24 protein-coding genes are annotated in these 25,055 nt (G+C 35.5%); 2 read left to right on the forward strand and 22 right to left on the reverse strand.

Features of this window, described 5'->3' with window-relative positions:
• Both BGI23_RS25150 and abc-f read left to right on the forward strand, forming a co-directional pair.
• Positions 1-546, forward strand: a complete 546-nt coding sequence (locus BGI23_RS25150; protein ID WP_000497618.1) for a flavodoxin family protein — start codon at positions 1-3, stop codon at positions 544-546.
• Positions 547-813: 267 nt separating this feature from the next.
• Positions 814-2,448 (forward strand): ribosomal protection-like ABC-F family protein, encoded by a 1,635-nt coding sequence (gene abc-f, locus BGI23_RS25155; RefSeq protein ID WP_070807172.1) that lies wholly within the window; start codon positions 814-816, stop codon positions 2,446-2,448.
• Positions 2,449-2,548: 100 nt separating this feature from the next.
• Here abc-f and BGI23_RS25160 read toward each other — a convergent pair whose 3' ends face one another.
• The 22 genes from BGI23_RS25160 to BGI23_RS25265 all read right to left on the reverse strand — a co-directional run bounded on the left by BGI23_RS25160 (position 2,549) and on the right by BGI23_RS25265 (position 25,049).
• Positions 2,549-2,860 carry a heavy metal-binding domain-containing protein gene (locus BGI23_RS25160; protein ID WP_000637523.1) on the reverse strand — a complete coding sequence of 104 codons (312 nt, stop codon included), beginning with the start codon at positions 2,858-2,860 and terminating at the stop codon, positions 2,549-2,551.
• Positions 2,861-2,926: 66 nt separating this feature from the next.
• On the reverse strand, positions 2,927-4,642 hold the full coding sequence (locus BGI23_RS25165; RefSeq protein ID WP_000944618.1) for an ABC transporter ATP-binding protein: 1,716 nt from the start codon (positions 4,640-4,642) through the stop codon (positions 2,927-2,929).
• 312 nt (positions 4,643-4,954) lie between these two features.
• The gene (locus BGI23_RS25170; protein WP_070807173.1) at positions 4,955-6,157 is read right to left on the reverse strand and encodes a PDZ domain-containing protein; all 1,203 of its coding nucleotides are present in this window, start codon (positions 6,155-6,157) and stop codon (positions 4,955-4,957) included.
• A 91-nt stretch (positions 6,158-6,248) separates the two neighbouring features.
• Positions 6,249-7,685: a S41 family peptidase gene (locus BGI23_RS25175; protein WP_000830290.1), complete on the reverse strand. Its 1,437-nt coding sequence runs from the start codon at positions 7,683-7,685 to the stop codon at positions 6,249-6,251.
• 118 nt (positions 7,686-7,803) lie between these two features.
• Positions 7,804-8,697, reverse strand: a complete 894-nt coding sequence (ftsX, locus tag BGI23_RS25180) for a permease-like cell division protein FtsX (RefSeq protein WP_000645019.1) — start codon at positions 8,695-8,697, stop codon at positions 7,804-7,806.
• Complete coding sequence (gene ftsE / locus BGI23_RS25185) at positions 8,687-9,373, reverse strand: cell division ATP-binding protein FtsE (RefSeq protein WP_000594318.1); 687 nt, start codon at positions 9,371-9,373, stop codon at positions 8,687-8,689. The genes ftsX and ftsE overlap by 11 nt, the downstream gene beginning before the upstream one ends.
• Positions 9,374-9,662: 289 nt before the next feature.
• Positions 9,663-9,986 carry a cytochrome c551 gene (gene cccB, locus BGI23_RS25190; RefSeq protein ID WP_000727968.1) on the reverse strand — a complete coding sequence of 108 codons (324 nt, stop codon included), beginning with the start codon at positions 9,984-9,986 and terminating at the stop codon, positions 9,663-9,665.
• 443 nt (positions 9,987-10,429) lie between these two features.
• Positions 10,430-11,528, reverse strand: a protein-coding gene (gene prfB / locus BGI23_RS25195; protein WP_096001716.1) for a peptide chain release factor 2 whose coding sequence is annotated in 2 segments (ribosomal slippage) — positions 10,430-11,455 and positions 11,457-11,528 — 1,098 coding nt in all. Because the reading frame shifts where the segments join, the coding sequence is not laid out codon by codon here.
• A gap of 144 nt (positions 11,529-11,672) precedes the next feature.
• Positions 11,673-14,180: a preprotein translocase subunit SecA gene (gene secA, locus BGI23_RS25200; RefSeq protein ID WP_000579366.1), complete on the reverse strand. Its 2,508-nt coding sequence runs from the start codon at positions 14,178-14,180 to the stop codon at positions 11,673-11,675.
• 504 nt (positions 14,181-14,684) lie between these two features.
• The gene (locus BGI23_RS25205) at positions 14,685-15,212 is read right to left on the reverse strand and encodes a hypothetical protein (RefSeq protein WP_041184268.1); all 528 of its coding nucleotides are present in this window, start codon (positions 15,210-15,212) and stop codon (positions 14,685-14,687) included.
• Between the two features lie 41 nt (positions 15,213-15,253).
• Entirely contained in the window at positions 15,254-15,892 is a 639-nt protein-coding gene (locus BGI23_RS25210; RefSeq protein ID WP_044792036.1) for an ATP-binding cassette domain-containing protein, read from the reverse strand.
• A 3-nt stretch (positions 15,893-15,895) separates the two neighbouring features.
• Positions 15,896-16,651 carry a hypothetical protein gene (locus tag BGI23_RS25215; RefSeq protein ID WP_041184269.1) on the reverse strand — a complete coding sequence of 252 codons (756 nt, stop codon included), beginning with the start codon at positions 16,649-16,651 and terminating at the stop codon, positions 15,896-15,898.
• Positions 16,652-16,722: 71 nt separating this feature from the next.
• Complete coding sequence (locus BGI23_RS25220) at positions 16,723-17,418, reverse strand: hypothetical protein (RefSeq protein ID WP_070807174.1); 696 nt, start codon at positions 17,416-17,418, stop codon at positions 16,723-16,725.
• A complete protein-coding gene (locus BGI23_RS25225) occupies positions 17,405-18,193 on the reverse strand; it encodes a hypothetical protein (protein ID WP_000120066.1) in 789 nt (262 codons plus the stop codon). Before BGI23_RS25225 ends, BGI23_RS25220 begins: the two co-directional genes overlap by 14 nt.
• A 31-nt stretch (positions 18,194-18,224) precedes the next feature.
• Positions 18,225-18,794 (reverse strand): hypothetical protein, encoded by a 570-nt coding sequence (locus tag BGI23_RS25230; RefSeq protein WP_000691998.1) that lies wholly within the window; start codon positions 18,792-18,794, stop codon positions 18,225-18,227.
• 117 nt (positions 18,795-18,911) lie between these two features.
• Positions 18,912-19,394: a hypothetical protein gene (locus BGI23_RS25235; RefSeq protein ID WP_070807175.1), complete on the reverse strand. Its 483-nt coding sequence runs from the start codon at positions 19,392-19,394 to the stop codon at positions 18,912-18,914.
• Between the two features lie 408 nt (positions 19,395-19,802).
• A complete protein-coding gene (hpf, locus tag BGI23_RS25240; protein ID WP_000671190.1) occupies positions 19,803-20,345 on the reverse strand; it encodes a ribosome hibernation-promoting factor, HPF/YfiA family in 543 nt (180 codons plus the stop codon).
• 320 nt (positions 20,346-20,665) lie between these two features.
• On the reverse strand, positions 20,666-20,863 hold the full coding sequence (cspC, locus tag BGI23_RS25245) for a cold shock protein CspC (protein ID WP_001162041.1): 198 nt from the start codon (positions 20,861-20,863) through the stop codon (positions 20,666-20,668).
• A gap of 126 nt (positions 20,864-20,989) precedes the next feature.
• Complete coding sequence (locus BGI23_RS25250) at positions 20,990-21,694, reverse strand: ComF family protein (protein ID WP_070807176.1); 705 nt, start codon at positions 21,692-21,694, stop codon at positions 20,990-20,992.
• Entirely contained in the window at positions 21,694-23,043 is a 1,350-nt protein-coding gene (gene comFA, locus BGI23_RS25255; RefSeq protein WP_070807177.1) for an ATP-dependent helicase ComFA, read from the reverse strand. Before comFA ends, BGI23_RS25250 begins: the two co-directional genes overlap by 1 nt.
• Before the next feature lie 127 nt (positions 23,044-23,170).
• Positions 23,171-24,586 (reverse strand): C40 family peptidase, encoded by a 1,416-nt coding sequence (locus BGI23_RS25260; RefSeq protein ID WP_070807333.1) that lies wholly within the window; start codon positions 24,584-24,586, stop codon positions 23,171-23,173.
• A 148-nt stretch (positions 24,587-24,734) separates the two neighbouring features.
• Positions 24,735-25,049 (reverse strand): winged helix-turn-helix transcriptional regulator, encoded by a 315-nt coding sequence (locus tag BGI23_RS25265; RefSeq protein ID WP_000400857.1) that lies wholly within the window; start codon positions 25,047-25,049, stop codon positions 24,735-24,737.
• Between the last annotated feature and the right edge of the window lie 6 nt (positions 25,050-25,055).

Genomic DNA, 25,055 nt, shown 5'->3' on the forward strand with positions numbered 1-25,055 from the left:
ATGTTTGTTATACACGGCAGTTCAAGACAAAATGGAAATACGGAAGCTTTAACACATATGATGATAGAGGGCATTGAAACAGAACAAATTTACTTGCGAGACCATACAATCCATCCTATTACAGACCAACGTCATGATGCAGAAGGATTCCAACCTGTAGATGATGACTACGAGCAGTTAACGAAACGCATGTTAGAGCACGACACAATTATCTTTGCTACACCGCTATACTGGTACGGAATGAGCGGACATATGAAAAACTTCATCGATCGCTGGTCACAAAGTTTACGCGATACATCACTTCATTTCAAAGAGAAAATGAAAGATAAAAAAATGTATGTTGTCATCGTTGGCGGAGATAACCCGAAACTGAAAGCATTACCGCTTATCTCCCAGTTTCAATATATCTTTAATTTTGTTGGTTCATCATTTGAGGGATATGTTATTGGGGATGCGAATGGATTAGATGAAATCCAAAATGATGCTGAGGCGCTGGCGAAGGCACAAATTTATAATAAAGAATTCAAAAATCACAAGCTGAAATAAGTTTGACAAACTATTTTGTATACGCATACAATAAAGGTAATATTATGAAAGGAAGGTACTTTGACCAATGAAGTTCTAATTCTCTTATTTATTTCATCCATCACAAATAGTGAACAAAAAATGATGAAAACTAGCAGGGGATTAGTCTGTCCATTTGTCGATACTTTCTTTCGAAACGATCATGTAAAAAAAATCGTTTATTTATGTACGATTTTTACATGCAAGGGCGACGTTTATCCTCTCTAGTGAAACTAGGGAGGTTTTTTTATGACTATTTTATTCGCACGTAATATTGAAAAGAGCTTTGGTGATCGCACACTATTTACGTTACCGTCACTGGAAATACAAGCACAGGATCGCATAGGAATTGTCGGAGTCAACGGTGCTGGTAAATCTACGTTATTACAAATATTAAGTAAAGAAATAGAAGCTGACACTGGCATAGTAACTCATCATAGTTCTATCAGCATCATTCCTCAACTTAGCGAGGAACTACCGGAAACCGCTTCTTCTCTCGCAAAAGGAAAATGGAGTATTTCAAACGTTACAGATGCAATGAGCGGTGGTGAACGAATGCGGCTAAAGATTGCCCATGCTCTCGAACAAGATGCAGGCATTTTATTCGCTGATGAACCGACAAGCCACTTAGATATGTTCGGTACAGAACAATTAGAAAAGGCACTTTTATCTTATAAAGGGGCACTTGTTTTAATATCGCACGATCGTGATTTTTTAGATAATATATGTACCAAAATTATTGAAATTGAAGACGGCATGATTCAAGAATATAAAGGAAACTATTCCAACTATCGAAAGCAAAAAGAACGTGAACGAATACAAAAACAAGCAGAATATGAGCAATATATACAAGAAAAAAATCGTTTAGAGCAATCAATTTCACAAAAAAAGCAACGTGCTTCTAGCATGACAAAAATCCCAACACGGTTCAGTTCATCGGAATCTAAACTGTATAAATTAAGTGGGGCTCATGGCCAAGAACAGGTTAGCAAAGCAGCAAAAGCATTAGAGACACGTCTTGAAAAACTAGAAAAGAAAGAAAAGCCAAAGGAGCTTTCTCAAGCCCAGTTTGACGTACAATACCATACACCCATTCATAGTAAAGTGGCAGTACAGTTCAATAAAGCAACAAAGAAAATAGGCGACCGCACACTATTTAAAAATATGAATGGAACTATTGCTCCTGGTGCAAAACTAGCTATTTTAGGTGCAAACGGAAGCGGGAAAACAACTTTGTTCAACATGCTTCTCGCAAACGAGCGTGGCATGCAGCTTTCGAAAAGTTGTAAGATTGGATACTTTGAACAAACATTATCTATTTTAAAAACAGATAAAACCATTTTAGAAAACGTTCTAGAGGAAACAAATTATACTGAATCGTTCGTTCGCACAATACTTGCACGGCTCCTATTTCGCCGTGAAGACGTTCATAAGCCTGTACACGTTCTAAGCGGTGGCGAGCGAATGAAGGTTGCACTCGCAAAAGTATTTTTAGGAAACTATAATATGCTTCTGCTCGATGAACCGACAAACTATTTAGACTTAGCGACGCAAGAAGAATTAGAAAGCATGCTACAAGAATATCCTGGCACTATACTTTTCATTAGCCACGACCGTGCCTTCATTCGTTCTGTTGCAGACCATATTCTACAAGTAGATGAAAGTGAACCAAGGGTATTCCACGGTAATTACGAGCAATACACAAACAGAACAGCCGATGCTTCTGTAAACGTTACTGCACAAGAATTGTTACGATTACAAACAAAATTAACAGAAATCATCGGCCGAATTTCCATACCAAATCATCACGATGACATCACATCTCTCGAACAAGAATACGAAACATTATTAGTTCAAATCCGAAAATGTAAAGAAGCGCTCTAATGTCTTCCCTATATATCGACAAGGCCTTCCACATTTCCCAAGAAATATAGAAGCTTCGACATGATAACAAAACAGCCGTGCATCAGCACGGCTTTTCATTTTAGATACGGACAGCAGTCCCGCTCACTGCAACCATTAGCATCCCTTCGCGAACTACTTCGTAATCCACGTCGATACCAACAATTGCATTCGCATTTTTTTGTCTTGCGAAAGTTTTCATTTCTTCCATTGCGATGTCGCGTGCTTCTTTTAATTTACTTTCATAAGCGCCAGCACGACCGCCGACAACGTCACGAACAGAGGCAAAAAGGTCACGAACGATATTCGCGCCCATAATCGCTTCTCCATTGACGATATCGATGTACTCAATAATTTCTTTTCCTTGAATTGTAGACGTTGTAGTTACAATCATACTTTATTACCTCCCATATGAGATTTTTCACCTACTTATGGTGCACTAATTCCATACAAATTATATTTACGAACTAAACTGAGCTTCGTATAACCTACTGTATCCTCCGCCTTGTTCAATTAATTCATCATGTGAACCTTGTTCTGCAATACCATCTTTATTTACAACGACGATGCGATCTGCATTTTTAATCGTTGCCAGTCTATGAGCGATAACTAACGTCGTACGGCCGACAGATAGTTCAGCAAGTGATTTTTGAATCGCAAGTTCCGTCTCTGTATCTAATGCGGAAGTCGCTTCATCTAATATTAAAATTGGCGGGTTTTTCAAGAACATACGAGCAATTGCTAGACGTTGTTTCTGTCCGCCTGAAAGTTTCACGCCGCGCTCACCGATAACGGTATCTAAACCGTCTGGTTGTGAGTAAATTAAGTCTTCTAATTGCGCACGTTTTACTGCCTGCCAAATATCAGCCTCTGATGCTTTTAAATTTCCGTAAGCAATGTTTTCACGAATTGTTCCTGAGAATAAGAACACATCTTGCTGCACAATTCCAATTTGCTTACGAAGTGAAGATAACGTCATGTCTTTCGTATCAATACCATCAATTTGAATTGATCCAGATGATTGTTCATAAAAGCGTGGCAATAAGCTACATAACGTCGTTTTTCCAGCTCCAGATGGCCCAACGAACGCAACTGTTTCACCTGCATGTATTTTCAAACTAATATCATTTAAAATCGGTTCTTTGTTTTCATATCCGAATGTAATGTTGTTATATTGAATATCACCATGTACATGCTTCACTTCCATCGCATCTTTAGAGTCCACAATATCTGGCTCTGTTTCAAGAAGCTCTACATACCTTTTAAAACCAGCAATCCCTTTCGGATAGCTTTCAATTACCGCATTAATTTTTTCAATTGGGCGGAAGAAAATATTCGTTAATAGAACGAATCCGATAAATCCACCGTACGTTAATTCTCCTTGCAGAACAAACCACGTACCGCATATTAAGACGAAGAGCGTTACGAGACGCATAAGCATATAACTAATTGACGAATTTAGCGCCATAATTTTATACGCCATTAATTTCGTTGTACGGAAACGAGCGTTGTTAACAGCAAATTGCTCTTTCTCAAACTTTTCATTTCCGAATGCTTGTACAACGCGAATACCACCAACGTTGTTCTCAATACATGCATTGAAATCAGCAACATCTGAGAATAAACGTCTAAATGTACCTGTCATTTTTTTATTGAAGTAAAGTGCCAACCATAATAAAAATGGAATAACGAAGAACGTTAATAGCGCTAACTTCCAGTTGATCATCATCATAAATGAAAATGCCCCAACTAAAGTCATAACGGCAATAAATAAATCTTCTGGCCCGTGGTGAGCAATTTCCCCAATTTCCATTAAATCGTTTGTAAGGCGTGAAATTAAATGACCTGTTTTATTATTATCAAAAAATCTGAATGATAGCTTTTGAATATGATCAAATAATTTCTGTCTCATATCTGTTTCAATGTTAACACCAAGCATATGTCCCCAATATGTAACGACATATTGTAAGCCTGCATTTAACATATAAACTGCGAGTAAACCGAAACAAGCCCATAAAATAAGCGTCCAGTTTTGCCCTGGCAATAACTTATCAATAAATTGATTTACGATAAGCGGAAAGCCGAGTTCTAATAATCCTGCGACGACCGCACAAGAAAAGTCGAGTATAAATAAACCTTTATACGGTTTATAGTAAGAAAAAAATTTACGTAGCATATCTTCCCTCCATTTTCCAAAATTAAAAAGACTCTCTAAATGATAACCATTATCAAATAATTATTCAAGTGATTCGACTATGAAACTAAAATGAGGTTTGCGATAGTTGTCGTTTTTTGCTAGAAAGTCGATATATTTGAATAATCGCTGATATATTTCGAGTTGCGCTGATATATTTGCAAAATCGCCGATATATTTCGAGTTGCGCTGATATATTCGGAAAATCGCCGATATAAATTTCATTTACTAACTACCTTCCCCCGCCCCAAAAAACAAAAAAGGCATCACCACAAGATGATACCTTTTCTTCTATTACATCGCTTCCGAATCCCACTCATGCTCCTGCTGAACAAACACAATACCTAATTCGTGATGTCCACCAGCGTATAATGCCGTTTGAGCAAGGCGAAGTTCTCCATTTGTATCTAATACTTCTAATTTACAAAATGCTCCTGTCGTCTTCGTTTGAAGCGCATCATAAAATTCCTCAGCACTTCTTGGAATGACTCCATTTACTTTCGTAATCATTTCTCCAGGCAGTAAATTCAGCTCTGCTCCAATTGTATTTGGAATTGTATCTAGTACAACGAGTCCATCATTACGTGCAGCGAAGTACGCTGGTCTTGTTTCATCCGCAATTTTCTCTTGCATGGAAATTGTAAAACGTCCAAGCATTGCAACGCCCATTGCAATAATGGCAAGTACGTGCCACCAATAACTCGCGATTCCTAAAACAAGCACAAGTCCTGCTAATCCGTACACACGTCTTCCTGTAAATAATAAAGCTTCCGTCGGCTCATAACTTCTAATCCTTCTCATAAATCCAATTAAAAATGGAACGAGGAATAGAGAATATGTATGTGAACCGATTGAAACGACAGGCCACCATGAAATAAACTGCGTTACTGCGTCACCTGGTACAAGAATAAAAATAGGAACGATCCATAAACGCTTTGATTCGTGTAAACCAATCTTTAATCCGCGCTTCCCCTTCCTAATCTTCGGCGTCGAATATCCTACTGCATTTTTAGAAATCAACAACCCCTCTACAACGAGCATGATGCCTAGCAAAATAGCAAGGGATACGATTGTATTCTCTTCACCTTCTCCAAGCTGTAAGAAAGAAACTGGTAGCTTAGAAGATAATAGAACACATACAATCGCGATACTAAACGTATAAGCCGCTGATAAATATCGATACATAGCAGTTAATCCAAATAGTAACGTCCAAAGTAAAATGGCCCATAAGCTCGCCTTAGAAACAACAAGTCCGAGCCCAATCGTAATGATAGATACGATTAATCCGTATTTAACTCCCGCCAATAAAGATGTTCGCAGTTCAAACCAAATATCATAAACTTTAAAAGAAAAATCTTTTCGTTCTCGTAACATACGTAAGTATCCAACGAAGATACTACTTATTAAAAATACATAGACAGCAGGGTGTAAGAAAAAACGTCCAACTGCCCGCATTATTTCAAAAATCCATGCCTCCACGAACCCATTCACCACCATTTATATCATTCTTTCTTTTTATATTATCATAACTGGACAAACGTTTGTTTAACACAAAAAAATACAGGCAGCAAACCGCCTGTATTTCTTTTTACTTCGCCATTAATTTTAATGCTGACTGTAATTGTAGATCATTTTCTCCAGAACGGATTTTTTCAATAATTTTCGTTTGAATCGCCTCAGCTGTCTTTTTATCGAGCTGTCCTGTCGCTTCCATCTTATTCGCATTTTGGAATGCTTTCAGTGCTGATTCTGTCTCTTTACTAAAGTAGCCATCTTCACGTCCTGGTACATATCCTAAACTCTTAAGCATTTCTTGGGCATGTTTTACTTGTACATCATTTGCATTGTATGAGAGTGTCTTTTCAATTTGAATTGGTGTCGCATGATAATAATCTGGTTGTTTCACTTCTACAGTTGGCTTGATTCCTTTTTTATGAATCCAGTTTCCATCCGGTGTTAACCATTTGAACATCGTTAATTTGATATTGCTGCCATCTTTAAATGGAACAGCTTGCTGAACAGTACCTTTGCCAAACGTTTTTTCACCAATTAAATCGTATCCTTCTCCCTCTTTTAGCGCACCCGCTAAAATCTCTGAAGCAGAAGCACTTCCATTATCAATTAATACTGAAATTGGATATGGCTTTCTCTCTTTTAGTTCCGTAGAGAATTTCTTCTTCTCACCATTTCTTTGCTCTACTTGTAGCATCGGCTTTTTATCCGTCATAATTTCTCCTAGTATCTCTTCTACACTATTTAAGTAGCCACCTGGATTACCACGTACGTCAATAACTAAGCCTTTTATGTTTTTCTTCTCTAACTCTTTTAACTGATCCTTAAATTCTTTCGCTGTATTTTCAGCAAAAGAAGTGATTTGCATATAACCAATATCTTTTCCACTCTCTTGTTTCACAGAACTAAACACTGTGAAGATTGGAATTTTTTCACGCTTAATTTTAAATACAATCGGATCAGCTACTCCTGCACGCTTAATTTCAATCGCAACAGTCGTTCCTTTTTTACCACGAATCTTTAATACTGCTTCTTCACGTGATAAATCTTTCACACTATTTCCATCTACAGATAAAATTTGGTCATTCGGTTTAATTCCAATCTTTTCTGCTGGTGAGCCTTTAATTGGAGATACGATAATAAGCTTACCGTCCGTTTTGTTCACCTCAGCCCCAATCCCTTCTAACTCGGGATCAAGCGATTCACTAAACTGTTTAGCCGTTTCTTTATCCATATACGTGGAATAAGGGTCCTTCAGCGTAGACAACATGCCTTGTATTGCACCTTCGACTAATTTTTCATCTTTCACGTCTTCCACATAACGTGAATCAATTAGTGCATACGCCTCATTAATTTTTGCCAAATTCCCTTGCGCAGTGCTAGCGTTTCCATTCGAAATTGTTTGCGTTACTTCTGCTGGGTTAACCCCAAATAAAGACATACCCGCAAACATTCCGCCAGCACCAATTAAAAATGCAACAACCATTCCAATAATTGCAACTCTACGTTTCAATGCGGAATTCCCCTTTCCAAAACACACAGGTGGTGTAGCAAAAGGCATCACACAGTGTGTGATGCCTTTACCTATTTCTACTATATGATAAGCTTGTACGAATTATGTTTGCAACTTTTTATACTTTTAAGAAGCGACGAATTGACATTACACTTCCCCACATACCGATTAAAGCCCCGATTAACACTAGTAAACCAGCTAATTGGAATACGAATGGGCTGTATGGTAGAAGTTCGAAAATTGTTCCGCCAAGTTTTTCGTTAAACACACCTTGCAACGAATTATACGTAACTAGAATTAAGCCAATTGGAATAATTGATCCTAATACTCCTAGGAATAATCCCTCTAATAAGAACGGCCAACGAATAAACCAGTTTGTTGCACCTACAAGTTTCATAATTTCGATTTCTGTACTACGAGCATAAATTGTAATTTTAATTGTATTAGAGATTAAGAACATCGCTGTGAATAAAAGACCAGCAATTAACACAATCCCGATGTTACGACCAGTTTTTACAGTATCAAATAATCGTTCAACTTGCCCTTTTCCGTACTGAACATTACTTACAAACTGCATTTTTTCAATCTTTTTCGCAATTGTTGCTGTATCTGTTGGTTCTTTTGCTTTTACAACGAATACGTTTTTAAGTGGGTTATCTTGTTCAAATAACTCAAATGTCTTTCCGCTATCGCCTAAGCTTTTAATTAAACGTTTTAACTCTTCTTCTTTAGAAGAATATTTAATAGAGTCTACTTTTGCAATCTTACTCATATCATCTTCTAATTTCTTTTGATCAGCTTCTTTTGCTGCTGGATCAATGTGTACACGAATTTCTACATCTTGCTCTACTTTCGTCGCAAAATGGTTCATATTCATAATCGCTGTTAAAAAGACACCTACAAGTAATAATGTAACTGTTACTGCACTAACAGAAGCAAACGTCATCCATCCGTTACGTGATAGATTCTTTACACCTTCTCGCAAATGTCGACTAAGGGTCTTAGCCTTCATATCCGTATCCTCCCTCCATCTCATCTCGAACAATTTTTCCGCCTTCAATCGCGATTACACGATGACGGATTGTATTTACGATATCTGCGTTATGTGTCGCCATAACGATCGTTGTACCACGCTCATTAATGCGCGTGAAAATCTTCATAATATCAAGAGCTGTTTCAATATCTAAGTTACCTGTTGGCTCATCGGCAATTACAACCTTTGGTCTATTAACAATTGCTCTCGCAATCGCAACACGTTGCTGCTCCCCGCCTGAAAGTTCGCTTGGAAGTGCGTCTGCACGATCTTCAAGACCTACAAGACCTAACACTTCTGTTACACGCTCACGAATTGCATCTGGCTCTTCTTCAATTACTTCTAAGGCAAACGCAACATTCTCATATACCGTTAATTTAGGTAGTAATTTAAAGTCTTGGAAAATCACGCCTAATTGACGACGGAAATATGGAACGTCTCTTTCTGCTAATGACTCGATAGTAAGACCATTTACATTAATTGATCCTGTAGACGGCTTCTCTTCACGATACATCATTTTAATAAATGTAGATTTTCCGGCTCCACTCGGTCCAACTACGTATACAAACTCGCCTTGTTTAATGTTAACTGTGAGACCAGCAATGGCTTTCATACCATTCGGGTACTCCTTATAAACATTCGTCATTTTTATCATTATTTATCACCCAATACTTAATGATTTTTTTCGAAATACTTTTCTGTACATTTGAAAATAAAAGCTAAACCTTTATTTTCTTTTAAACCACTCTTGTTGAAGGTAGTCTACTTATACTCTTTTTCTAAGCAATACTACTCTATGTAATATATTTCAGCAAAATTCTACAAACCTCATTGTAACATCAAACGGTTTCCAGTTTGGATACATTTTTGTTACAGTTATGTTACATTCCAAAAAAAGGGAAACGAGTTGATTATATGAATCAACTCGTCCATTTTACCCCTTTTTATTTATGTTCAGCTAACCACTCAGCTACTTTTTTCGCATCTTCACCTTGAATAAGTCCTGGCGACATTGAACCGCGACCTTTTTTAATAATTTCTTCGATATCTGCAGCGTCGTACTTCCCGCCTACTTTTCTTAAATCAGGTCCAGTTGCTCCTGATAAATCTGTTGCGTGACACCCAGCACAACTTCTTTGGAAAATTTGTTCTGCACTGTCTGTACTTGCAGACTGGTTCGAAGGCTTACTCTCTTCTTTATTTCCACACGCTCCTAAAGCAAAAACGACTGATGTTCCTAGCGCAATAGCCAATAATTTCTTTTTCACTTCTATCGCTCCCCATTGTTGATATTCTTTTCATTCCTAACACACTCATTTTCATTATAAGCATTATCTTTATATAGAAAAACTAAGGTATATTTCATATTCTTCAAAAATAAAGTGAGAACCCTAATGATATAAAGCTTTTATAAGTTGTTTCAATTCTGTGAACAACTTATAAACTTCTATAAAGGATTCTTTTTGAACGGGAATTTAGAAAAATTCTGTAGAAAGCCTTACTCTATTGCCAATCTGTTTTACTATTTTCTACTTTTTACAAAACAATATACAACATTGTATGCTACATATAATCCCATCAAAAAGAGAAGTTGTCGTTTCCAACTTCTCTTCCTCTGTACTTCATCCATATAAATAAAATAGCACTCTTTATGTCCTCTATAGCCTCAACGTGCGCCAACAATTTTGTTGGCTTTTTTTCACTTAGCTTATTAGATGCGAGAACGTAAGTAAGCATCAATAAATGGATCAATTTCTCCATCCATAACTGCTTGCACATTACCAACCTCTGTATTTGTACGGTGGTCTTTCACAAGAGAATATGGGTGGAATACGTAAGAACGGATTTGGCTACCCCATCCGATTTCTTTTTGTTCTCCGCGAATTTCATCTAACTCCGCTTGTTGCTCTTCTAATTTCTTTTGATATAATTTCGCTTTTAACATCTTCATCGCATGCTCACGGTTTTTAATTTGAGAACGCTCTGACTGACACGTTACAACCGTATTTGTCGGTGTATGCGTAATACGAACTGCTGAATCTGTCGTATTAACGTGCTGTCCACCCGCTCCACTTGCACGATACGTATCAATTTTCAAGTCTTCTGTACGCACTTCAATTTCAACTTCATCATTGAACTCAGGTACAACTTCACAAGATACGAACGATGTATGACGACGGCCTGAAGAATCGAATGGTGAAATACGTACAAGACGATGTACACCTTTCTCAGCTTTTAAGTAACCGTAAGCGTTATGACCTTTAATTAATAAAGTAACGCTCTTAATACCAGCTTCATCACCTGGTAAGTAGTCAACAGTTTCTACTTTAAACCCACGTTTTTCAGCCCAACGTGTGTACATACGTAGTAACATAGAGCCCCAGTCTTGTGACTCTGTTCCACCAGCACCTGGGTGTAATTCTAAAATGGCGTTATTTTTATCATAAGGATCGCTAAGTAGTAACTGCAGCTCATACTCATTCATTTCTTGAATTAAGCCTTTTACTTCTGATTCAAGTTCCTCATGTAAATCTTCATCATACTCTTCTTTTAAAAGCTCATGCGTAATTTCTAGGTTTTCGAACGTCTCATCTAGCTGACGGAACTTTCCAACCATATCTTTCAGTGCATTTGCTTCGTTAATTACAGCTTGTGCGCCTTGTTGGTCATCCCAAAATCCTGCGCCCATCATTTTCTCTTCTAATTCTGCAATTTGTTTCTCCTTAGTAGGGAGGTCAAAGAGACCCCCTAAAAGCCGCTAATCTCTTAGCCATTTTCTCTAATTCCTGTCTAATTTCTACTAATTCCATTTCCTTCACCTCTATGTAATTGCTGTTACTTTCGTATGAAAACAAGGGAAACTCTCTCCACTTATGACGGAGAGAGTTTAATCCTTCTTAATTATACATTTTTGATGTAAAAGTTTGCAAAGCAGCCTGGGCTACCGCCCTATATTACTTCCCAATGCCACAGCAGTTTTTATATTTTTTACCGCTACCACATTTACATAAATCGTTGCGGCCCACTTGGTCACCTTTTACAACTGGTTTTTTCTTCGCCTCTTCGCCATCGCTAGATGGGTGAACAGCTTCACCTTGAACAACTTCTTGACGCTCTAAGTTTTGTTCAATTTCAGCTTTCATAATGTAACGAGAAATTTCCTCTTCAATAGAAGCAATCATTGATTCGAACATTGCGAACCCTTCCATTTGATACTCACGAAGTGGATCAATTTGACCGTAAGCACGTAAATGAATACCTTCACGAAGGTGATCCATCGCATCGATATGCTCTGTCCATTTCGTATCTACAACACGGAATACAACAACTTTTTCGAACTCACGCATTTGCTCTTCTGGCATAAGCTTTTCTTTTTCGTTGTAACGCTCTATTAATTTCGCGATAATTGGCTCGCTCATTTCCTCTGGAGCAAGGCGACGTAATTCTTCTTCTTTCACATCTCCTTCTTGCAGAAGGTTCGTATTTAAGTAGTCAACAAGACCTTTAATGTTCCAATCTTCTTCAATTTCCTCTTGTGTATGAAGTGCAACCGCACGCTCTACTGTAGATTTCATCATACCTTCAATAATACCGCGTAAGTTCTCAGACTCCATTACCTCTTGACGCTGTTTGTAAATAACTTCACGTTGCTGACGAAGTACATCATCATATTGTAGTAACTGCTTACGTGCATCATAGTTATTTCCTTCTACACGTTTTTGCGCAGATTCTACTGCACGAGAAACCATTTTACTTTCGATTGGCTGAGAATCATCCATACCAAGGCGATCCATCATCGCTTTCATATTATCAGAACCGAAGCGACGCATTAGTTCATCTTCCATTGATAAGTAGAACTGCGTAACACCTGGGTCCCCTTGACGACCAGCACGACCACGTAACTGGTTATCAATACGACGACTTTCGTGACGCTCTGTACCGATAACGGCTAAACCAACGTTTTTCACATCGTCTCCAAGCTTAATATCTGTACCACGACCTGCCATGTTCGTCGCAATCGTTACAGCGCCTTTTATACCTGCTTCTGCAATGATATCCGCTTCACGCGCATGGTTTTTCGCATTTAAGATGTTATGACGTACACCTTTACGTGTTAACATTTTTGAAATAAGTTCTGACGTTTCGATCGCAACTGTACCGACAAGAACTGGTTGCCCTTGTTTATGACGATTTACAATATCCTCAACAACAGCATTAAATTTACCTTCCATTGATTTGAAGATTAAATCTGCACGGTCATCACGAATAATCGGTTTGTTCGTTGGAATTACGATAACGTTCATATTATAAATGTTACGGAATTCCTCTTCCTCTGTTTTCGCTGTACCAGTCATACCAGATAACTTTTCGTACATACGGAAGTAGTTCTGGAATGTAATTGTCGCAAGCGTCATACTTTCATTTTGAATTTCTACGCCTTCTTTTGCCTCGATAGCTTGGTGTAACCCTTCGCTATAACGACGACCTTTCATAAGACGACCAGTAAATTGGTCTACAATTACGATTTCGCCTTCTTGTACAACATAATCTGTATCACGATGCATAACAACGTGCGCACGAAGTGCCTGATTAATATGGTGAAGAAGCGCTACATGTTTTAAATCAAATAAGTTTTCAATATGGAAAGCTTTCTCCGCTTTCGTAATACCATCTTCTGTTAACATTACATTTTTCGTCTTCACATCAAATGAATAATCTTTTTCATTTTCTAACGTACGAACGAATGCATTTGCAAACATGTACAGCTCTGTTGATTTTTGAGCTTGTCCAGAAATAATAAGTGGCGTACGCGCTTCATCGACTAAGATAGAATCGACTTCATCGATAATAGCAAAGTGCAGTGGGCGTTGAACGCACTGCTCTTTATATAAAACCATGTTGTCACGTAAGTAATCGAATCCAAGCTCATTATTTGTGCTATACGTAATATCAGCAGCATAAGCCTCTTGTTTCTCTTCGCGTGACATACTGTTTAAATTAATTCCTACTGTTAATCCTAGGAACTCATGAAGTTGTCCCATTTCGCTCGCATCACGTTGCGCTAAGTATTCATTGACTGTAACAACGTGAACACCTTTTCCTGTTAAAGCATTTAAATATACAGGTAATGTAGATGTTAACGTTTTACCTTCACCCGTTTTCATCTCAGAGATATTCCCTTCATGTAAGGCAATACCACCCATTAACTGTACACCATACGGACGCATTCCAAGAACACGAGTCGCAGCTTCACGAACAACCGCAAAAGCTTCAGGTAGTAGATCATCTACTGTTTCACCTTTTGTTAGACGTTCTTTAAATTCAAGCGTCTTCCCTTTTAATTGTTCATCAGTTAATGGCTTAATAGATGGCTCTAATGCATCAATTTGCTCAACTGTCTTCTGCATACGTTTAATTTGGCGTTGATTTACATCAAATACCTTTTTTAAAATACCGATCATAGGAAATACGCTCCTCTTTTTTATTAAAATAAAACTTCCGATTGTTTTTCTTTTTCTCTATTACAATCAGTCGTTATAAAAATCAAATGTATGTTATGCCAATTTTTCTCCTAATTAAAAAAACTAAAATGTATATACCTAATGATAATTGTAACACTTGTCTTATAACTATGACAACAATCGTCAAAATGTCGGGCCTTATATTCAAAAAAAGTTTTTATTTTATTTGTTACGTTCCTTTTCTCTGTCTCGCTATTTCAATTTCACGTTACAAATTTCGTATTAAATCTAAGTCCTATTCTTTCAAGTTTCCTTTTAAAGAACATGACTACCAGAAATTCCTTAATAAAATCTAAATCGACAATTACAAAAAGCCGGAAATTTCGCAGGTGCAGCATCCATGGATACTTACACCTGCAAAAAAACTCCGACTTTAAAAAATATTGTTATGTTGCAAGATCTACAAACACCATTAAAATATAGCTGTACCAATCATAAATTTTATTAATTTATCGGTATTTCTAATTCATGATACTTCCCTTTCTGATCCTTCATAAAAGAAATGAATTTCACTTTAGTTGATTCATTTGAAAAGTTTTTATAATTTTTATAAGGATCATCTCCTATAAAATAATTTGTCCCTATATATCCTCGCACTGTTTTACCAGCAGGTATTACAGGCTCAAACTGATATTTTTCAGGTAATTCCATTGAATATGGAATTACATTATAAAACTCTCCTATTTTAGAATAAAACATTGTATTAGAAATAGATTTATTACTAAGCAAATTAATATCCCGATTCGTTGTATTTGTAATATCTAAAGGTAATACATACGTCACTACTTCACGGTCTTCATAAGGATCATAAACTTTTGTAGGATCAAGAGGATTAAGTGCATGAAAAGTAACTCCTTGCCCATCTTCAAAAGTTCTATTAGATAAAAACTCATCTTTTACCACTTTATAAGATTCATTATTAAGATTTAATGTTTTAAATCTTAATAAACTAGCAAATATACATAGCAACAGACACAATCCAACGCTTATTAAGACATATTTTCTTGTCACTCTTAATCTACCAACTTTCCATTATTAACATGTACAATACGATCTACCATTTCATTATCTAGAACATGCACATCATGACTGGCTACAACAATAGTCGTTCCTTTAGACTTTTCTACTTTCAAAATATCCAAAACATCTTTTATCCCATCACTATCTAAAGCATTCGTTGGCTCGTCTAATAACAATAGTGTTGGTTGCTCCATTAAAGCTTGCGCTATCCCTAAACGTTGTTTCATACCTAAAGAGTATCTTTTATACTTTCTCTTATCTGTTTTATCAAGTCCAACCCTTTGAATAATATTATAAATTTCCTCATCAGATATTTTATTGTTAATCGATGATAAAAACTTCAAGTTCTGAAAACCAGTATACCCTGGAATAAAACTTGGATATTCAATCAATATCCCCATAGAATCAGGGAATTGCTTTTGTTTTCCAATCATTTCATTATCTATATAAACAACTCCAGAATTTAAACGCATTAATCCTGATATAGCACGTAAAATCATTGTTTTACCAGAACCATTATGCCCCTTCAAAACTAAAAACTCTCCTTTTTTTACTGACAAACTAATATTATCTAACACAATATTTCCCTTTAATCTTTTCGTCATACATTCACATTTAATATAATTGTCCATAAATTATTCACCTATCACATCTAGTTTTTTAAAACAAAAACTACCTAATAAAATCATTACAACAACAATTACTACTCCTATTAGAAGTAAATCATTCCATTGAATAGATTGATTATTACCTAAAGTCAATTGAATTGAACTGTGATCAACAAAATACCAACGATTTGGCATAACAAAAGATCCTAAAAAATAAATACTATGAAAGAAAATAGACAAAAATAGGTACAACAACATTAGTACAAAAACAATAGTTATTGGTATATAGAACGTTAAAAGCTCAAAAATTAAAGCTAATAAAAAGCTGATAATGATTTGAATTAGCATAGTACCTAATATCTTATAAGGAAATTGACTATATAAAGAACTCTCGCCATAAGGAAGCAAATAGTACACCGTAAACCAAATAAAATACATAACAACCCAAATACAAACTATGTAAAAAAACAAAGATAGCATTTTCGTTAACCACAGAAAATGCTTCTTCTTAACACGAGGAAATAAATAAACACCATTCTGTTGAATATCTGAAAGGGCAAACTTCCCTACTAGCAACAAAGGAACGATTTGAAAGAATATCCAATAAAAAGGGATAGAAAATCGCCCCTCCTTATAAAAATAAGATAAATCCACAAAGTCGACTCCATGAAAAAATCGATAAAAGGTAACATCTACTAATACAGTTTCTTTACCATTACTAAGAGGCTGATTGTATAAAAAAGTAACTACAATCATAGCGTAAATTAAGAATAAAAAAGCCATTATCTTGATGGAATCTCGAAACCTTACATGTAAATCTCTTTTTAACAAATAATATAAAATCATAATGTAAACTAGATCACCTCTGTCTCATCATTCATAGAAATATAACTTTTTTTAGATAAAATCCATACACTTATAAAAAAGATAGAAAAACATCCAAATAAGCGTATAAGTAAACCAGTAGCATCTTCAAACACATTTATATAAAAAGCATTTGTAAATAAAAATCCATGTAATATAAATCTATCTAATAAAACAGCAGTAATCATACATATTATTACAAGTAAACTAGGTAAAAATAATTGCAAGAAAGCACTTATCATGCATATAAAAATATTCGCAAATAGTTGAATGCAAAATAATAATGGATAATTTACATCAACACTAGTTACAGCCATCATATTCGACATCAAAAACAACTGTAAAATCATACTCCCAGCAAAAAAGCAAACAAAAACAATTAGTTTCAAATAATAGATAGAAACTAATTTCAATGCATTATTCACTCGATACACTACATAAATACTAAAAAAATTTGACATAGAATATACAGAAAAAACGATAGTTAAAGGAATAAATATGGTCGACAAATTATAAAACGATATAACCTTATACAAGGTTTCCAATTCGTTCATTTTCTCTTTTACAATTCCAGGTTCAAAATAATTGAACAAACAACCTATGATAATGACATTAAGTAAAAAAAGAATACTTAACCAAATATATTTCATCCTTATAGTTTCTTTCATTACATTATAAAAGAACATGCTTCCTACTCCCCCGTAAATAAAGAACTACAGAACAAAACCAAATACATAACAATACACTAAGAAAAATTTTTAATTCAAAAAAGCCGAGATCTTTAATTAAATAATCTTTAGGATTGAGAATTCCCTTTCCAATACCAAGCCAAAAAATATGTAAAATAAATGGCACTAAATAAATAAAATAAACTCGTTTTATAAAAAACGAAACTGATAAAGCCAAACTTGACAAAACCGCACCGTATAAACCATTTAAAAATACATACATAAGAAAATATAAAGTAGGATACTCATAATAAACCGTATGAAATTGAGCTGTTGGTGAAACAGTAGCAGCCATATAATTTAATACCGGATGCGGAGCAACTGTTGGATAAGTCATTGCATATAAATAAAAGTTAAATAGTAAAGGGACACTTATAATAAAGAAAGATACAATAAAATTAATAAAATAAAGTAGCTTAAAATAATAACCCGTTCCCATTTTAGAAATAACAGGATAAATAAATCCATAATTTTTATCGATTCTATAAATCCCTGCTACAGCCATTGCAGAGATTATAGGAAATATAAGTAGATAAAACTCACTATAAAATGGTAATCTAGTAAAATATAAAATATTAGATAAATATGGTGATACCTTTATAATCCCAGTATCATTAAATCCTTTAGTTGTTACTAGCATAGAAATATATTGAGCAGTAATAATTACTAACATAATAAATAAAGACAACCAAAACATTTTACCTTTTAAAATCCTTCTTAAAAAGTAACTCATCTACAGCTCCTCCATAAACCATTAATGAAATTCAAATCTTTTTTAATATGAACAGTTGATCCGCAACACCATAACATTTATTTTCTTTATTTAACCAGATGTAACGAAAAGAAACATTTGCTCTCTCTCCTTCAAATTTAGGAAACTCAACTTCATACTGATAAACATCATTTGTACCTTTTCTTTTTACACTCTTAACTTCTTGTTTCCACCGAATTATTTTTCCATCAATTTGTTCAATCCGTCCCAAAAGATACGTTGGTTTTTTCTTATTCGTAACACCTGTCAAAAAAACATAATAATTTTCTGGTATAACTCCTGACTTTATTTTTTTATTTGAAAGATTATCTTTTATTGCAATATCATTTCTATCTATTTGCCCTTGAAAGAAATCATCACCAGTTTCATTTTCCAAAAATACTTGTTCAAAAACAGTATTTTTATTAATTTCTTTCAACTGAATACTTTTCAAATTATCTTTTTCCGTTAAAGTATCTTCAATATTTACAATAGGTTCATCTACTTTCTTATGGCAAGAGGCTAATAAACAAATAATCAATATAAAACAACAGAATAAAATATATTTTGAAATAATCTTCATTGCAGCCCCTCCTATTCAAAAAATGAAATAGTAGAAAAAGTCGTATAATCCAGATGATGAACTAGACGACTTTTTCTAACGTTACACAATAAATAATTTTAATTTATAATTTCTAAATCAATATTCAGTATAAGGTCCAATAGGTCTTACACTATCAGGGCTCCAAGCAGTAGGATAAGCATTATTTTCTCTAGAATAACCACCGAATCTCACAGGTACATTTTTTCCATAGTTTTCATATGCGTAATTTTGGAAAAGATACGTTTTACCTGGTCGCACCGTTCCTTCATGCTTACCTGACTCACCTGAAACATTTACCCAATCTCTATCACCTTTACCTTTATTTTTATCTGCTTCTGTCCAAACGTTGAAAGAACCACCGCCCTTTTCACTACTCTTCACACGCATATACATAGAAGTAGGTGTCTCTTTAGGACGTGCATTAGTATAATCATATGCATTCCAAAGTCTAAAGGTAAATTCTACATGATCATCCCTTGTATCAGCATTAGCTGGTTCGGTTAAAACGAAAGTACTAGCTAAAATACCTAAAGATAAAACAGATCCAAGCATAAAACGACTTTTTTTCTTAATGCTCACTAAAAGCACCTCCGATAATTTGTAGCATTATATTGATTTTATTTTTTCACTGGAGTAATAGAATCCATATAATACGATATTATAGTAACAACACCTCAACATACCTTCAATTGATTTCAGAATATTTAATATTACTTTTACACTTGCGAACATTTTGTTAAATTTTCAAAAACAATAATATACTCCTAGCAAAGAATTACTTGTAAAGATAGCTACATTCCTATGCTTGTTCCAAATAATAACGAGTAACTCACTTCTCTAAGTTTTGAATTTTCTCATGCGATTTTAACGAAATAATGCCTAAAATCACTTCTTAATGAAATCGGCTACTTACAAAGTTTTTTAACCTTGCTGCGAAAAATAAAAATACAAAAAAAGCGCAGCCATTTCGGCTGCGCTTTTGAATTATTATTTAGTTTCAATTAAACCATATTTCCCATCTTTACGGCCATATACAACGTTAGTTTCATTTGTATCAGCATTTGTGAAGACGAAGAAATTATGTCCTAGCATATCCATTTGTAGGATTGCCTCTTCAACGTCCATCGGTTTTAAATCGAATCGTTTTGTACGTACAAGTTCTAGTTCATCCTCTTCTACCTCATCCAGAACAGCTACTGCTTCTGGAAGGATAAAGTTCGTTTTCATAGAACCTTTCTCACGTAACTTACGATTTACTTTTGTTTTATGTTTACGAATTTGTCGCTCAAGTTTATCAACTACTAAATCGATAGCAGCGTACATATCGCTATTAGTTTCTTCTGCACGAAGTAATAAATCAGTAAATGGAATTGTTACCTCGACACGTTGCTTGTCAGAGTATACTTTTAAATTAACTTTAATCTCTGGGAATGTATCAAAATAACGCTCTAACTTACTTAGTTTTTTCTCTACATATTCCTTTAATGCTGGAGTTACTTCAATATTTTCACCACGAATGTTGAATTTCATAGATGAATTCCTCCTTTCAAGCCTATGTACTATAATTTCGACACCGGCTAAAAAACTCCTTCTAACTTTTTTAAAAAATTAGTGGAATTGCGATTTTTTTATCGTTTTTTGTTGAAATGAAAAGATGCATCGTTTCTATCTTTATTTTATCCTATTAACATCGTGAATAACGAATATAACTGTGGACAATTCGTTACAGAAAAGAAACAACTTTTTGACAACTCCATTCATAACAAAAACCCCTTGCAAAAAAACAAGAGGTTCTACCATATATATAACGTTGCCACAAGCGCAGCTTTCTCTTCCCAAAAACAATATACCTACAGTTTTACAACATTAGCTGCTTGCGGTCCACGTGCTCCCTCTACAATATCAAACTCAACTTGTTGCCCTTCTTCTAATGACTTATATCCATCTTGTTGAATAGCAGAAAAATGAACAAACACATCATCACCGTCTTCACGCTCAATAAACCCAAATCCCTTTTCTGCATTGAACCATTTTACTCTTCCTTGCATGTTCATTCCATTCCCTTCACTCTAAAAATCAGGGCATTTGCCCCATAATTTCACTATAACGAATGACAACATACGAAGTCAAAGAAGACTTATCGTCTTTTTATTATCTCTTTCGACAGTTACAGATTAACTTCTACAGAGCGTCAAACTAGAAACTTCGCTTGCTCCTTTATCATAGAAAAGACTTCCAATTTGTCTCACTGTAATTCCTGTCGTATATACATCATCAACAAGTAAAATGTGTTGACCATGAAACATCTCTTCTCTCTGAAAATAAAAAGGATTACTTCCCGAAAGCCTTTCTTTACGCGATTTCTTACTTTGCTTTTTTGTGTCCTTCCTTCTTAATGATGAATAAAAATTTTTGACAGGCAAACATGCTGCTAATAACTCTGCTTGATTAAAACCTCGTTCATATTCCCGTTCCCTACTAAGCGGAACAGCAATAACGGTTGAAACGTCCGTAAAATACTTTTGAAATAACTCCCGAAAAGATTGATAAAAAATACGAACTAACTCCGCATCACCTCGAAACTTAAACTGCGCTAGTATACCTTTCATATCATCATTGTACACGTACAACGAACGATTTTTAAAAGGACGATATCCTTCCTCATTCCTCCATCTTACACAGTCCATGCAAATATCATTTTCTTTATATCGGGTAGGTAAGTCATCTAAAGGACGACCACAATCCATGCAAATTCCTCCTATAATATAGGAAAGTTTTTGCTCACATCTATCACATACATATTTTTGGGGGGACTTTACAAAGAAGGTGTACCAACTAACTGTTTCCACCATATACTCATCACAAAGTAAACAATGCATTAATCGATCAATCCTTGTTCTTTCGCATTTTTGTTCATACTTTGAATATGTTTTTTCGCACGTACCATTGCCTCTGTCTTACCGTAATGAAAATACATAACCTCACCATATGGCTCTTCAAAACTACGCCCCGCTCGGCCTGCAATTTGTACGAGCGCACTCTCTGAAAAAATTTCTTCTTCAGCTCCTAACACAGCCACTTGTAAGTTCTTCACAGTTACTCCTCTTTCTAAAATTGTCGTTGTAACTAATAACGGAATGTCTCCCTTTCTGAAAGATGCTACTTTTTCTTTTCTCATCGAATCTTCTGCATGCACGCCATCGATTCTATTATCCAACTCTTTCAACAACTGACTTATTTCTTCTATATATCGCACATGAGGAACAAATAAAAAAATAGGATACTTTTTGTTTAAGTTCATTTTTAACCATTGTAGTAACACGCGAGGAATTTTTCTATGATGGAGGCTTTTCTTCCAATTTCCGCACCAACTAAATAGAGGAACTGGTAACGGGTGACGATGGTATCGTCCTGACACAATAACACCTTTTTGTTTCCCCTTTCTGAAATTACGCTTCCACTTTTCATCAGGGGTTGCAGTTAAATAAATACGCGCTGCTTTCTCTTTCATTGCTTGCCTAACTGCATACTGTAACATTTGATCTGCATGATACGGGAAGGCATCAATCTCATCTACAATCATCACATGAAACGCTCTATAGTAACGTAACAGTTGGTGAGTCGTTGCAACGACTAACGCTGCATCTTTTTTATGATCTACACTCCCTCCGTATAAAGCAGCTACAGTTATACTTGGAAACACTTCTTGTAATCTCGGCGCTAATTCCAGTACAACGTCAGTCCTTGGCGTTGCGATACAAACCCTTTCTCCTTTTTGGAGCGCCTCTTCTATACCGTAAAATAACATTTCTGTTTTTCCAGCCCCGCACACAGCCCAAATAAAAAAAGATTCTTTCTGCTTAATCGCTTCTATAACTCCTTGCGCCGCCAACTCCTGACCAATCGATAAAGCCCCATTCCACTGTAATGGATTTAGCTCCCTGTCTCCGTTTCTTTCATGAATCCCGCGAACAAGTACAGTACATTCGCTAACTCTCCCCATCGTGATACACTTCCGGCAATACGCGCATGCTTTACCGCACCTTTTACATAAAAATGATGCAAATAGCCGCTTCTCTATATTTCCGCAGCGCTGACATATATATTTAGAAGTATTCTTTGTTATACCTTGTACACATACAACCTCTCCCTTCTTTTTCAAATCACTTAATTCTCTCCGTAAATCTGAAGAGAGTTCTTCTAATAGCAACTGTTTTCCAGCAAGCATTAGCACTCACCTCCAGCACTACTATAAGCCTTTCTTATAATCTCGTAAAAACGCAAAAAAGCCGATAACCTACTTATAAAATAGTAAGCTATCGACTTTATACACATGTTTTATTCGATTATAAATCCTAGAATCTACCGTATCCTAAGAAATGTTTTTGGTTGTAGCTACTGCTTAAGCTAGAGTAAGCAATCCCTTTGTCACCAGCATGAATCATTTGGCCATTGCCAACGTAAATACCAATGTGAGATGGACCTGGTTTATAAGTACCTTGGAAGAATACTAAATCTCCAGGTTGTGGGCTACTTACTTTAGAAACTGAATTCCAGTAACCTGCAACGTCTTGACGACCTACACCGAATACGTAAGAAATGAATCCACTACAGTCAAAACCACCGTTTGATGGAGATGCACTTCCCCAAACATATGGTAAGCCTAAGTATTGTTGCGCTTTACCAATTACGCCAGGAGCTGGAGCTGGGCCTGGTGTCGGTTCTGGTTTTTTATCTTCTTTTTTAGGTGCTTCTTTTTTAGGCTCTTCCTTTTTAGGTTCTTCTTTTTGAGCTTGTCCACCGTTGTTTGCTGGTGCCGCTGGCTGAGCAGGTGCCACTTGTGCTGGTTGAACTTGCGCATCTTTAGCAGCTTGCTCTGCTTGTTTTTGAGCAGCAGCTTCTTGTGCAGCTTTTTCTTGCGCTTCTTGTTCAGCAATACGTTGTAATTGTAATGCTTGTTTTTCAAGATCTTTCAATTGACTTTCCGTACTTGTCATTGAAGTTACAACTGTATCCATTTTACCGCTTAAATCGTTTACTGCCGCTGCTTTTTTCTCTTTTTCAGCGTCAAGTTCTTTCTTAGCAGTTTCAATTTGAGCTTGTGCTTCTTTTAATTCTTTTTGCTTTGTTTTTACCGTTTCAACATCTTTTTTCACGTTCGCTTGATCTTCTTGTTGTGTTTTCATGATATCTTCGTCAGACTCAAGAATTTTAGAAACAGAAGTTAAACGATCAACTAAATCTGCAACGTTTTTAGAGTTTACAAGAACTTCTGTTACAACGTTCGTGTTTGGTTGCTCTTGAAGTGCAACTAAACGTTTTCTTAATAACTCTTCACGTTTTGCAATTTTCGTTTGTAATTCTGCAATATCTTTATTTTTCTTTTCGATTAATTGCTCAGTGTCCGCAACTTTTTTCGTTGTTTCATCAAGCTTTGCAGCATTCTCTTGAACAGACTTATCTAAACCTTGAATTGTTTTGTTTAAGTCATTCATTTGTTTTTGTAATTCATCACGTTCTTGTTGTTGTTTATGTAAAGTGTCATTTTGTGTATTAATTTGTGATTTCACGTCAGAAATTTTATCTTCAGCAAATACATTTGGTGTTAGTCCTGAAAACATTAACCCTGCCACTAATGCGCAAGATGCCATTTTTAGCTTTTTCATTTTATTTTTTACACCGCTTTCTTTTTTCTTTTTCCGTATATAACCTATAAAATTTATACCATAATTCGGGATTTTTTTTGCTAATGTTACGCTTTTGTAAAACAAATGTAATATTATATGTAACACTATCGCAAAATATGCATATTTTTGTACGTATGTGTAGAATTTTAAATACTTTTTTGTAAGCAAAGAAAAAAACGCAAGGTTTCCCTTACGTTTTATTAAATATACTAATACGGATGAAATCAAAACGTTATTTCATCCATTTCTCAGCCCAATTTTGGACTTCATCCATAACACTTTCTAACGCTTTTCCCTTGTCCGTTAAGCCGTACTCGATTCGAACTGGTACTTCTGGATAAACATTACGAACTACAATGCCTTCGCTTTCCAATTCCTTTAAACGCTCTGATAACATACGATCGCTCATATTCGGTATAATATCTGCGATTTCTCTAAAACGTTTTGACTCTTCCAGCAAAGATTTAATAATTAAGCCAGTCCATTTCTTACTAAGCAAAGTAAAAGCTGACTCAAACTTTGGACATAAACAAGAATTATGCTCCATATGTTT

The organism is Bacillus sp. ABP14 (assembly GCF_001831375.1).
GTDB lineage: Bacteria > Bacillota > Bacilli > Bacillales > Bacillaceae_G > Bacillus_A > Bacillus_A paranthracis.

Excerpts from the sequence above, each read along its gene's own strand:
- BGI23_RS25215 (WP_041184269.1), bottom strand. The coding sequence starts at position 16,651 with ATGGCTTTTTTATTCTTAATTTACGCTATGATTGTAGTTACTTTTTTA.
- BGI23_RS25170 (WP_070807173.1), bottom strand. The coding sequence starts at position 6,157 with ATGGTGGTGAATGGGTTCGTGGAGGCATGGATTTTTGAAATAATGCGG.
- BGI23_RS25160 (WP_000637523.1), bottom strand. The coding sequence starts at position 2,860 with ATGATTGTAACTACAACGTCTACAATTCAAGGAAAAGAAATTATTGAG.
- ftsE (WP_000594318.1), bottom strand. The coding sequence starts at position 9,373 with ATGATAAAAATGACGAATGTTTATAAGGAGTACCCGAATGGTATGAAA.
- ftsX (WP_000645019.1), bottom strand. The coding sequence starts at position 8,697 with ATGAAGGCTAAGACCCTTAGTCGACATTTGCGAGAAGGTGTAAAGAAT.
- BGI23_RS25150 (WP_000497618.1), top strand. The coding sequence starts at position 1 with ATGTTTGTTATACACGGCAGTTCAAGACAAAATGGAAATACGGAAGCT.
- BGI23_RS25220 (WP_070807174.1), bottom strand. The coding sequence starts at position 17,418 with ATGTTCTTTTATAATGTAATGAAAGAAACTATAAGGATGAAATATATT.
- hpf (WP_000671190.1), bottom strand. The coding sequence starts at position 20,345 with ATGAAATTCAACATTCGTGGTGAAAATATTGAAGTAACTCCAGCATTA.
- abc-f (WP_070807172.1), top strand. The coding sequence starts at position 814 with ATGACTATTTTATTCGCACGTAATATTGAAAAGAGCTTTGGTGATCGC.
- comFA (WP_070807177.1), bottom strand. The coding sequence starts at position 23,043 with ATGCTTGCTGGAAAACAGTTGCTATTAGAAGAACTCTCTTCAGATTTA.
- secA (WP_000579366.1), bottom strand. The coding sequence starts at position 14,180 with ATGATCGGTATTTTAAAAAAGGTATTTGATGTAAATCAACGCCAAATT.
- BGI23_RS25225 (WP_000120066.1), bottom strand. The coding sequence starts at position 18,193 with ATGAGTTACTTTTTAAGAAGGATTTTAAAAGGTAAAATGTTTTGGTTG.
- cspC (WP_001162041.1), bottom strand. The coding sequence starts at position 20,863 with ATGCAAGGAAGAGTAAAATGGTTCAATGCAGAAAAGGGATTTGGGTTT.
- BGI23_RS25210 (WP_044792036.1), bottom strand. The coding sequence starts at position 15,892 with ATGGACAATTATATTAAATGTGAATGTATGACGAAAAGATTAAAGGGA.
- BGI23_RS25230 (WP_000691998.1), bottom strand. The coding sequence starts at position 18,794 with ATGAAGATTATTTCAAAATATATTTTATTCTGTTGTTTTATATTGATT.
- BGI23_RS25265 (WP_000400857.1), bottom strand. The coding sequence starts at position 25,049 with ATGGAGCATAATTCTTGTTTATGTCCAAAGTTTGAGTCAGCTTTTACT.
- BGI23_RS25250 (WP_070807176.1), bottom strand. The coding sequence starts at position 21,694 with ATGCATTGTTTACTTTGTGATGAGTATATGGTGGAAACAGTTAGTTGG.
- BGI23_RS25165 (WP_000944618.1), bottom strand. The coding sequence starts at position 4,642 with ATGCTACGTAAATTTTTTTCTTACTATAAACCGTATAAAGGTTTATTT.